Here is a 10,030-nt window from a genome sequence, read left to right as displayed (position 1 = left end):
CCTCGTCGAGCAGCGCGTGCACGGCGGCGTGCCGTTGTCGGGTGCGTTCGTCCAGTGGCCGGTCCGGTCGCGGTGGGCCAGGCTGCCAGCAGCCCGAGTGCGCGACCACGGTCTTCTCCACGGCCTTGGCCAGGTTGTTCCACAGGTGCCACCGGTCGCTGACCTGCACCGCGTGGGGTGCGCCGTCGCGGATCGCCTCGGCGTAGGTGGCGGATCCGTCACGGCAGACCACCTTCACCTCGGGGTGCTCACGCAGCCACGCGGCCAGGGTCTCGGCCTTGCGATCGGGCAGGACGTCAACACGGGCGTGGATGACCGCGTCCAGCAGCAAGGTGGCATACCGGCCACGCACCCGCGGCCCGTACTGGTCCGGGGCGCCCACCCCGTCCGGCACCGGCGCCATCGTCACCGTCGCGCACCGACAACGCGGCGATGCTCCAACCGATGCTCGACCACACGCAGCCGCACCTCAGGCAGGTCGAACACCTGCCGCGCCTCCATCGACGTCACCGGCGCCCGCCGCAACGACCGCCCACAACACCGGCACGCCGCCGGGCGATGCGTCACCACCTCGTCCGGCACCTCGACCTGCCGCAACGTGAAACCCGCATCCCCCGGCTGCTTGCCCGGCGGCCGATCCGACGGCAGACGCCGCGACCGTGGCGGCGCCTTGACCGGCCCATCCGACGACGTCCGCGAATCCCTACGCAGCTTCGCCTCCAACTCCGCGACCCGCTGCGTCAACACCCTCAATCCGCGCGTCCCGCTCGGCCAGAGCCTGCTCCAACCGGGCAAGCCGCTCCAGCAGCCTCACAACCGCCGGCGAGTCGGACACGACGGTCAGGATGACTCAAACCACCACCAGGATCAAGCCAGGCGGCCAAAAACCTGCTGAACAGTTACGAACGAGACGATCGATCCATCACTTCCGCTTGACTCCATCCGCCGCCGCAGAGTTCCCGCCGATCATTGCGGAGTACGGAACAATCGCCCCCCGATTCCGCATCGCTGGCCCGGGTGCGGAGGTCTCGGCCGACGTATCGTCGTGCAGCAAGTCAGCAAGTCACCGGGTGATCCGCCGCGAGGTCGCGGAATGGCGAGCCGACAGCACGAAGGAGTGAGCATGGCAGACAGCGTTTGCGAGATCGACGTCCTCATCGTCGGGGCAGGAATGGGCGGAGTCCTCGCCTTGCGCAAGATCACGGCCGAGCTCGGCCTGGACGCGCTGATCATCGACAAGGCGCCGGGTATCGGCGGCACGTGGTACTGGAACCGCTACCCTGGCTCGCTCTCGGACACGCAGGCTCCTATGTATCAGCTTCCGTTCGAGAAGGAGCTCTACCAGGCCAACACCTGGCGTAATCGCTACGCCACCGGCCCTGAGATCCGGCAATACCTCGAGGGCGCCGTGGACTTCTGGGGACTCCGATCCCGGGTGATGCTGGATACGGAGATGACCCATGCGACGTTCGACGATCGGCACGGGGTCTGGCGGGTCGAGACCACTGCGGGCGTGTTCCGTGCGCGCTTCCTCATCACCTCGCTCGGCCTGCTGTCGAAACGCAACCAGCCGGACTTCCCCGGAATGGAAACGTTCGCGGGACAGGTCGTCCACACGGCCGAGTGGCCCGATGACCTCGACATCTCCGGTAAGCGCCTCGGCGTGATCGGCAACGGATCGACCGGCGTGCAGTTCATGACCGAGGCCGCGAAGTCGGTCGCACATCTGACGTCCTTCCAGCGCACGCCGCAGTACACCGTGCCGGCCGGAAACCGCGAGTACTCCGCCGAGGAACTGCAGCAGTTCAAGGACAACTGCGAGCAGATGTGGGACAACTACACCCGCGAGAAGATCGGCTTCGGCGTGGACGAGGTCACGCGGAAGACGTTCGATGTGTCGCCCGAGGAGCGCGAGCGCATCTATGAGTGGGCGTGGCAGAAGGGGGGCAACTACACCTTCGCCACGGAGACGTTCTCGGATGTCACCGGCAACCACGCCGCTAACAAGGAGGCCGCGGACTTCATCCGCAAGAAGATCTCGCAGATCGTCAACGACCCCGAGACCGCACGGAGATTGACGCCGTGGGAAATCTACGCCCGACGGCCGATCTGTGACTCGGGCTACTACCAGATCTTCAATCAGCCGAACGTCGAGCTTGTGAGCCTGCGAGAAACCCCCATCGAGGCCGTCGTGCCTGAAGGGATCCGGACCGCAGACGGCCGGATCCACGAGATCGATGTTCTCGTGATGGCCACCGGCTTCGATGCCGTCGACGGCAGCTACCGCGGGGTCGACATCCGTGGCCGCGACGGCGAGAGGCTCGAAGACCACTGGGCGGATGGTCCGACAAGCCAGTTCGGCATCACCGTCAGTGGATTCCCCAACATGTTCATGATCCTCGGCCCGAACGGCCCCTTCGTGAACAACCCGGCCGGAATCGGTATCCAGGCGCGCTGGATCACGCGAGCGATATCGGCGCTCAAGGACACGGCCGGCGCAACCATCGAACTGCGACCCGAGGCGGAGGAGGCGTGGCTCGACACGTGCCTTGCAGAGCTCGAGGGGTCCCTATTCCTGGAGACGGGCTCGTGGATCTTCGGCTCGAACATTCCGGGCAAGAGAAAGAAGCGGACCGCGAACTTTTACGTCGGCGGCCTCGACAAGTACATCCGTCTCACAGACGCCGAGTCGAGCGACGGGTATCCGAGCTACAGCTTCCACGTCCCCGCCGCTGTCTGACGTCTGCGATCTATCTCAGAGGAGCAATTATGGCCGTCTTCGTCACTGTCGACCCGCGCACCGCCGACGTCCTCGCCGAGCACCCGCTGCTGTCGGAGGCCGATATCGCATCCGCCGTCAACCGCTCCGCCGACGCTTTCCCCGACTGGGCTCTCGGGAAGCCCGCCGATCGGTCGCCGATCCTGCGCGGCATCGCGGAACTGCACCGCGCGCGCAAGGAGGAACTGGCGGCCTCCATGGCGCGCGAGATGGGCAAGCCCGTCGCCCAGGGGCGGGGAGAGGTCGAGCTCGCCGCGTCGATCTTCGACTACTACGGCGACCGCGGCCCCGACCTCCTCGCAGACGAGGAACTGGAGGTCGCAGGAGGGGGTCGTGCGCTCGTCCGCACGGCTCCGCTGGGCGCGATCCTGGGGATCATGCCGTGGAACTACCCGCTCTACCAGGTCGCCCGCTTCGTGGCGCCGAACCTGGTGCTCGGGAACACCATCCTTCTGAAGCATGCGCGCGCCTGTGCTGCGACATCGGTCATCCTCGCCGACATTGTGCGGGATGCAGGGGCGCCGGCTGGCGTCTACGAGAACCTCTTGATCACGTCCGACCAGGTCGCCGGCCTCATCGCCGACCCCCGGGTGCGGGGAGTCTCCCTCACGGGTTCGGAGCGAGCGGGCCGCGAGGTCGGCGAACTGGCCGGAAGGAACCTCAAGAAGAGCGTGCTCGAGCTCGGCGGCTCGGACCCGTTCATCGTCCTCCCGGATGCTGACATCGACGAGGTCCTAGGCTTCGCCGAGAACGGGCGCTTCTCGAACGCGGGGCAGTCCTGCACATCGGCCAAGCGGATGATCGTCCACAGCACCGTGTGGGAGGAGTTCCTGGGCGGACTCGTTGAGCGCGCGAAGGGCTGGCAGCTCGGCGATCCGCTGCTGGACGAGACCCGGCTAGGCCCGATGGCGTCGGTGGGCGGACGCGACGAAGTCGCAGAGATCGTCGAGGATGCCGTCCGCCAAGGCGCCACCGCCCATGTCGGCGCGGAGATCCCCGACGGAGCGGGGGCATTCTACCCCGCGACGGTGCTAACCGGTGTGGTTCCCGGCATGCGGGCTTACCATGAGGAGATCTTCGGCCCGGTGGCGGTCGTCTACGAGGTCGATTCCGTGGACGCGGCCATCGAACTCGCGAACGACACCCCCTTCGGGCTCGGTGCTTCGGTGTTCACCCGCGATCTCGAACTGGCGAACACCATCGCGAACCGTCTCGACGTCGGGATGGTGGGACTGAACACGACGATCCGCAGCCAGCCGAACCTGCCTTTCGGGGGCGTCAAAGCGTCTGGCCTCGGCCGGGAGCTTGGGCGCTTCGGTCTCGACGAGTTCTCGAACAAGAAGCTGCTCCGCATCGTCGCCGGTTCCTGAGCGACCGTTCGAAGGACATGACAATGTCGACATCACGGCCCATGTCCGGCCTCCGCCCGACCAGGTCGGCGGTCTCGCGCGGATTCGTCACACTGCTGGCGGCGCTCGTGCTGCTCGTCGGGCTGAGCTTCCTCGTCGCGCCGTCCAGCCTCGCCCCTGGCGCCGTCAGCGGCATGCTGCCGTTCGCGTCCGTCCTTGCGATCATTGGCCTCGGTCAGATGCTCGTCGTCCAGCAGACCGGCATCGACCTCTCCGTGCCCGGCTCGGTGTCGATCACGGTGGTCATCGTCACCCACGTTCCATACGGCTCGAACGATCGGCTCGGCGTCGCATTGCTGCTGGTGCTGGCTGTCGCGATCGCGACAGGACTGCTCAACGCAGCGATGATCGGCCTGCTCAACCTGAGCCCGATCATCGCCACACTCGGCTCGAACGCCCTGCTGTTCGGCGCCATTCTGGGGATCTCGGGCGGTGTTCCCCGCAGCACGACGCCGGCGCTCGCGCAGGCGATGGGGGGCTCGCTCGTCGGCGTCCCGAACTCCGTGATGATCGCTATCGGGGCGCTCCTGCTCGTTGTCGTCGTGCTCAAGACCACCGTGCCCGGACGGCGGTTCGAGGCAGTCGGGGCGACTGTGCGGATGACCCGCGCGTTGGGTGTCGCGACCCGCGCATACAGAGGCGGTGCGTATGTCGGATCACAGCTGCTGTACGCGATCGCTGGCGTCGTCCTAGCGGGAGTCGTGGCGCAGCCCACCGCGTACCTCGGCAACAACTACCTCCTTCCCTCGGTCGCGGTGGTGGTGCTCGCGGGCACATCGCTCCTCGGCGGCAGGGGCTTCCCCGTGGCCACTGCGATCGCGGCGCTCTTCCTCACCCAGTTGGACCAGTTCACGCTCGCGCTCGGTGTGCCGTATGCGGCACAGACGCTCGTGCAGGCGCTGGCATTCGCGGTCGGCGTGGCCATCTACACAATCGACTGGGCTGCGGTACGACGCCGCTTCATGAAAGCGGGTGGCGTGCCGCCCAGCGTCCCCGCCACCCACTAGAGCGTTCCCCGCCGCTCCTCAGACCGCAGATCGCGACGAATACACCCCGGGTCGACCTGACCCCGCCGGGGTAGGCGAAGCCTACCCAGAAACCAGGAGAGATTGATGAACCACAAGAGCAAACGAGTGATGATGCTCGTGACGCTGGCCGTCTCGGGCGCCCTTTCATTGAGCGCATGCTCCGGGGGCGGATCCACCCCCGGCACCGGCTCGGACACCGCGGGCGAAGTCCCGTCGTGGTGCGGCCACAAGCAGATCAGCCTCGCCATGCTGGACGGCTTCGGCGGCAACGCGTGGCGGCAGATCGCCGCCAAGTCCGGGCGGCAAGAGGCAGCCAAATGCCCGAGCGTCAAGTCGTTCGAGTACAGCGACGCACAAGGCGACACCCAGAAGGCCATCTCCGACATCAAGGCGATGGTCGCGACCGGGGTCAACGCGATGGTCGTCTTCCCCGACGCCGGAGAGGCGGTCCTTCCTGCTTTGCGGAGCGCCTACAAGGCCGGAGTCGTCACGGTGCCCTACCGCACCGATCCCGGCGGCAAGAACGGCATCGACTACAACGTATGGATCGGCTCGGACTTCGTCGACCACGGCGTGACTTGGGGGCAGTGGATCAAGGAGAAATTCCCCAATGGTGCCAAGATACTGGACATCGGCGGACCGGCCGGCAACAGCCAGGGCCTCGCGCAGAAGCAGGGGCTCAAGTCCGTCCTCACCGACGCGAAGTACGAGTGGATCGGCACGCAGCCGTTCGAGGTCACCGACTGGGATCCCGCAAAGACGCAGCAGGTTCTCACCGCAGCGATCGCTCGTTACGACCACATTGACGTGATCGTCGGCGAGTACGGCGCGTCGCTCGTGGGCGCGCTTCCCCGATTCCCCGCGAGCGGCCGGTCGATCCCCGCGGTGCTTACCGAGGACGGCCACGCGATCGCCTGTTTCTTCAACAAGAACAAGGACGCCAACCCCGACTTCAACCTCGTCACGGTCGGAACGGGTGTCGACAACGTGCGCCTGGCCATCCAGCACGCCGTAGCGATCGCCACCGGGGGGAAGGAGCCCGCCGAGACCGTGTACGCCACGGGCCTCTTCGAGGACTCGACCTCGAAGGACCACCCCGTCCAGTGCGATCCGTCCCTTCCCGCTGACATCCACCTCTCGGCCCAGCTAACTGGCAAAGAGCAGGCTGCGATCGTCGGAGGCTGACGGCTGTGGGCGGGGCGCCCCAGCGGCGCCCCGCATCAGCATCCGTCCAGTTGCGAAGGAGAACCTTGTGAGCATCACCCCCAACACTGCGCTTCGCAGCTTGGCACTGCCCGCAGGCGACGAACTCGTACTCGTCCTGCGCGGGATCAGCAAGAGCTTCAACGGCGCTCCGGCGCTCGCCGACGTCTCCTTGAACGTCCGGGCCGGGGAAGTCCATGCGCTGCTCGGAGAGAACGGCGCCGGAAAGTCGACCCTCATGAACGTCGCATCTGGCGCGTTACGACCGGACGCCGGCGAGATCGAAGTCAGCGGTGAGACTGTCGACAGCCTCACGCCGCGCGCTGCGGCGCAGCATGGAATCGCGATCGTCCACCAGCACCCAGCGGTCCTCCCAGACCTCACGGTGCTGGAAAACTTCGAGGTCGCGCTGCCGCGCTCGGTCTTCGCCGGTGGTGACACACGCCGAACCACGGCAGAGCTCCTCGCGTGCGTGCGGCTCGACGTGCACCTCGACGAGAGGGTCGAGCGGCTCAGCGTGGCGCAGAAGCATCTGCTGGAGATCGCGAAGGCGCTCGCCGTCCAGCCACGGATCCTCGTTCTGGACGAACCGACCGCTCCGCTGGGAAGCGACAGCGTGGATCTCTTGTTTGGTCTCGTGCGCGACGCGGTCGCGCGCGGCACCGCCATCATCTACATCACCCATCGTATGGCGGAGGTGCGGGATCTCGCGAACCGCGTCACCGTGCTGCGCGACGGCAAGGTCGCACGTGCCGACGTCGAGGTCGAGGCGGTTACCGACGAGGAACTCCTCGCTTTGATCGTCGGGCGACGGCTCGCTTCCACGTTCCCACCGAAGAACGACCCGTCCGGTGGAACGCCGAACCTCGTGGTGGACGGGCTGAGCGGGCCAGGTTTCGACGCCGTGAGCTTCACCGCGCGGGCCGGTGACATCGTCGGGATCGCCGGCGTCGTGGGGAACGGTCAGGTCGAGTTGATTCGTACCCTGGCGGGGTTGAGCGACCACAGCGGCAGCGTGACGGTCAACGATCGCAAGTACCGCGCGAGGGATCTCCTGAAGTCGGCGGGCTATATGCCGGCTGATCGCCACCGCGAGGGCCTGATGATGCGCTTCTCCGTCCGCGAGAATGCCGCGATCGCCTCGCTCGGCCGCTACCTGCGGGGCCCGTTCCTCAGCAGACGCGCCGAACTTCGCACCGTGCAGGACGAACTGGGCAAGCTCTCGGTCAAAGCCCCGTCGCTCGACGCGCCGGTCTCGGCACTCTCCGGTGGCAATCAGCAGAAGATCGTGATGGCTCGGACGGTGCTAGGCGAACCGCACCTGGTGCTCGCGGACGAGCCTACGCAGGGTGTGGACGTCGGCGCCCGGGCAGAAATCTATCGGATCCTTCGTGAGATCTCCTCGCGCGGGGCCCCCGTCGTTGTTGCGTCATCCGATTCGAAGGAGCTCGAGGGACTATGCGACAAGGTCCTCGTGATGTCGCGGGGTCAGGTCGTCAGCGAGTTGGTCGGCGACGAGATCGACGAAGAGCGGATGGTGCATGTCGCCGTCTCCGCCCGCACTGAGACGATCAAGACGTCCGTCGCCCGCACACGCAGCACCCGTCTGTCGCGGTTCCTCCGCGGGGACTATCCGCCGGTGCTGCTCCTCGCCGCGGTCATGATTGGCCTCGGGGCGTTTGTGCTCTCGCAGAACGCCAACTACCTCAACGCGTTCAACCTGAACTCGATGATGATGTCGATCACGGCACTCGGGTTCATCGCTCTGGGCCAGACGATCCCACTCATCCTGGGGGGAATCGACCTGTCCGTCGGGCCGCTCGCAGGTCTTCTCGTGGTCATCGCATCGTTCCTCGCGAGCGACGGATCGACGGTCGGATCGATTCTACTCGGATTCGCCGCGATGGTGCTGGTCTCGATCGTCGTGGGGTTGGTCAACGGCAGCCTCGTCCGCTTTGCGAAGTTCACCGCGATCGCCGCGACCCTCGCGATGTATATCGCGCTCCAAGGCGTCAGCTTCATCCTGCGACCGGCGACGGGCGGGTCGATCGACACCGGAGTCATGGAGGTCCTGGGAACGGCGATCGGCCCGGTGCCCGTGGTGTTCATCGTCCTGGTCGCGGTCGCTGTCGCGCTGGAGGTCGCGCTTCGACGCACACGGTGGGGTTGGCGGTTGCGCGCCGTGGGTTCCGATGAGCCCAATGCCCGTCGAGTCGGCATAGACATCAACCGCACGGTCATTGCGGGCTATGTGTCCGCCGCGGTGCTGACGTTCCTCGGGGCGGGCATGCTGATGGAGCAGATCGGCGTCGGTGATCCCGCCCAAGGCGTGAGCTACACACTGACCAGCATCACGGCGGTCGTCCTCGGCGGCACCAGCGTCTTCGGCGGGCGCGGAACGTTCCTCGGGAGTGTGCTCGGGGCGGCGCTGCTCGTCCAGGTGCTCAACGCGACGGTGTTCTTGCGCCTCGACCAGATGTGGCAGTACTTCCTCCAAGGGCTGCTCATCCTTCTTGCCATCGTCGTCTACGGGGCCATCCGCGGAAAGCGGCCCGACGACGCCGCGCACTGAGATACGAAAGGAACGGTTCCGAATATGCAGGCAATCATCGTCCGGAAGATGGCCGGAGAGACGACCTTCGGCATCGAGGACTGGCCGGAGCCGCAGCCAGGAGCGGAGGAGTTGCTCATCGAGCCCGAGTTCGTGGGGATCTGCGGCTCCGACCTCGAGCTCCTGGCAGGTCACTTCGACGTGAAGATGCCCGTCGACTACCCGGTCGTCCTCGGACACGAATGGGCGGGGCGAGTGGTCGGCGTGGGCGGTGACGTCGTGGAGTTCGCTCCCGGAGATCTCGTCATCGGACATGGGGTCCTCGGGTCGATGCAGTGGTTCGGTCTCACCAGCGCGCGCGGAGCGGCTGCGGACCGGTTCACGGTCTCGTCGTCCGTCTGCTTCCGCGTGCCGACCGGCGTGAGCGCGCAACGCGCCGCGATGATCGAGCCCACGGCGTGCGCGCTGGAGGGTCTCCGGCGTGCTGGCGGGATCGACGCCGGCCACACCGCCGTCGTCTTCGGCTGCGGGACGCTCGGCTTGGCGATGATCGGCGTTCTGAACGCCTCCGGAGCGCTTGTCGTGGCGATCGATCCCAGCGAGCACCGGCGCAACCTCGCGGTCAAGGTCGGCGCCGCGGCAGCGCTCGCGCCGCACGATGCCGACAAGCTTCGCGCAGACATCCACGACGCCGTCGACTTCAACGGCGTCGACTTCATCGTCGAGGCATCCGGCAACGCCCGCGCGCAAGCGGCCACTTTCGGCCTCACGAACCGCGCCTCGCGCATCCTCTTTATGGGCCTCAGCCACGATGCCGCGCAGGACGTGCCACTCCGATTCATCCACGAGCGCGACCTGCGAATCTTCTCCTCCAACGGCGCGCCACCGGAGATCTGGGAGCCAGCGCTTCGCTTCGTGCAGCGCACGGGCCTGGACCTGACTCCGGGCGTGTCGCACGTGTTCGACTTCCCCGACGTACGGGCGGCGATCGACACGGCTCGGTCGCCCGGCGTCGCGGGCAAGGTCATGCTCCGCCCCGCATCCATCCACCAATAGATCC

8 protein-coding genes are annotated in these 10,030 nt (G+C 66.7%); 6 read left to right on the top strand and 2 right to left on the bottom strand.

Annotation, left to right across the window (positions count from 1 at the left end; all coding sequences use genetic code 11):
- Together ACGFIZ_RS31575 and ACGFIZ_RS31570 are read right to left on the bottom strand one after the other, a co-directional pair.
- On the bottom strand, positions 1-403 hold a 403-nt coding region (locus tag ACGFIZ_RS31575; RefSeq protein WP_393426153.1), incomplete at its 3' end, for a transposase.
- 2 nt (positions 404-405) lie between these two features.
- Positions 406-747 carry an IS66 family transposase zinc-finger binding domain-containing protein gene (locus tag ACGFIZ_RS31570; protein WP_393426148.1) on the bottom strand — a complete coding sequence of 114 codons (342 nt, stop codon included), beginning with the start codon at positions 745-747 and terminating at the stop codon, positions 406-408.
- Between the two features lie 376 nt (positions 748-1,123).
- On the opposite strand from ACGFIZ_RS31570, the gene ACGFIZ_RS31565 reads away from it, so the two are divergent.
- The 6 genes from ACGFIZ_RS31565 to ACGFIZ_RS31540 all read left to right on the top strand — a co-directional run bounded on the left by ACGFIZ_RS31565 (position 1,124) and on the right by ACGFIZ_RS31540 (position 10,026).
- A complete protein-coding gene (locus tag ACGFIZ_RS31565; RefSeq protein ID WP_393426145.1) occupies positions 1,124-2,740 on the top strand; it encodes a flavin-containing monooxygenase in 1,617 nt (538 codons plus the stop codon).
- A 29-nt stretch (positions 2,741-2,769) separates the two neighbouring features.
- A complete protein-coding gene (locus ACGFIZ_RS31560; RefSeq protein WP_393426142.1) occupies positions 2,770-4,149 on the top strand; it encodes an NAD-dependent succinate-semialdehyde dehydrogenase in 1,380 nt (459 codons plus the stop codon).
- Positions 4,150-4,172: 23 nt separating this feature from the next.
- Positions 4,173-5,195 (top strand): ABC transporter permease, encoded by a 1,023-nt coding sequence (locus tag ACGFIZ_RS31555; protein ID WP_393426139.1) that lies wholly within the window; start codon positions 4,173-4,175, stop codon positions 5,193-5,195.
- Positions 5,196-5,300: 105 nt separating this feature from the next.
- The gene (locus ACGFIZ_RS31550) at positions 5,301-6,401 is read left to right on the top strand and encodes a substrate-binding domain-containing protein (protein ID WP_393426137.1); all 1,101 of its coding nucleotides are present in this window, start codon (positions 5,301-5,303) and stop codon (positions 6,399-6,401) included.
- Positions 6,402-6,468: 67 nt separating this feature from the next.
- Positions 6,469-8,991, top strand: a complete 2,523-nt coding sequence (locus ACGFIZ_RS31545; RefSeq protein WP_393426134.1) for an ATP-binding cassette domain-containing protein — start codon at positions 6,469-6,471, stop codon at positions 8,989-8,991.
- 24 nt (positions 8,992-9,015) lie between these two features.
- Positions 9,016-10,026, top strand: coding sequence for a zinc-binding dehydrogenase (locus ACGFIZ_RS31540; protein WP_393426131.1), 1,011 nt, complete (start codon positions 9,016-9,018; stop codon positions 10,024-10,026).
- Positions 10,027-10,030 lie beyond the last annotated feature (4 nt).

It is taken from the genome of Micromonospora sp. NPDC048830 (assembly GCF_043198215.1).
Classification (GTDB): Bacteria; Actinomycetota; Actinomycetes; order Mycobacteriales; family Micromonosporaceae; genus Micromonospora.
This window is presented reverse-complemented; position numbering and strand designations above follow the sequence as displayed.

Excerpts from the sequence above, each read along its gene's own strand:
- ACGFIZ_RS31565 (WP_393426145.1), top strand. The coding sequence starts at position 1,124 with ATGGCAGACAGCGTTTGCGAGATCGACGTCCTCATCGTCGGGGCAGGA.
- ACGFIZ_RS31560 (WP_393426142.1), top strand. The coding sequence starts at position 2,770 with ATGGCCGTCTTCGTCACTGTCGACCCGCGCACCGCCGACGTCCTCGCC.
- ACGFIZ_RS31555 (WP_393426139.1), top strand. The coding sequence starts at position 4,173 with ATGTCGACATCACGGCCCATGTCCGGCCTCCGCCCGACCAGGTCGGCG.
- ACGFIZ_RS31550 (WP_393426137.1), top strand. The coding sequence starts at position 5,301 with ATGAACCACAAGAGCAAACGAGTGATGATGCTCGTGACGCTGGCCGTC.
- ACGFIZ_RS31540 (WP_393426131.1), top strand. The coding sequence starts at position 9,016 with ATGCAGGCAATCATCGTCCGGAAGATGGCCGGAGAGACGACCTTCGGC.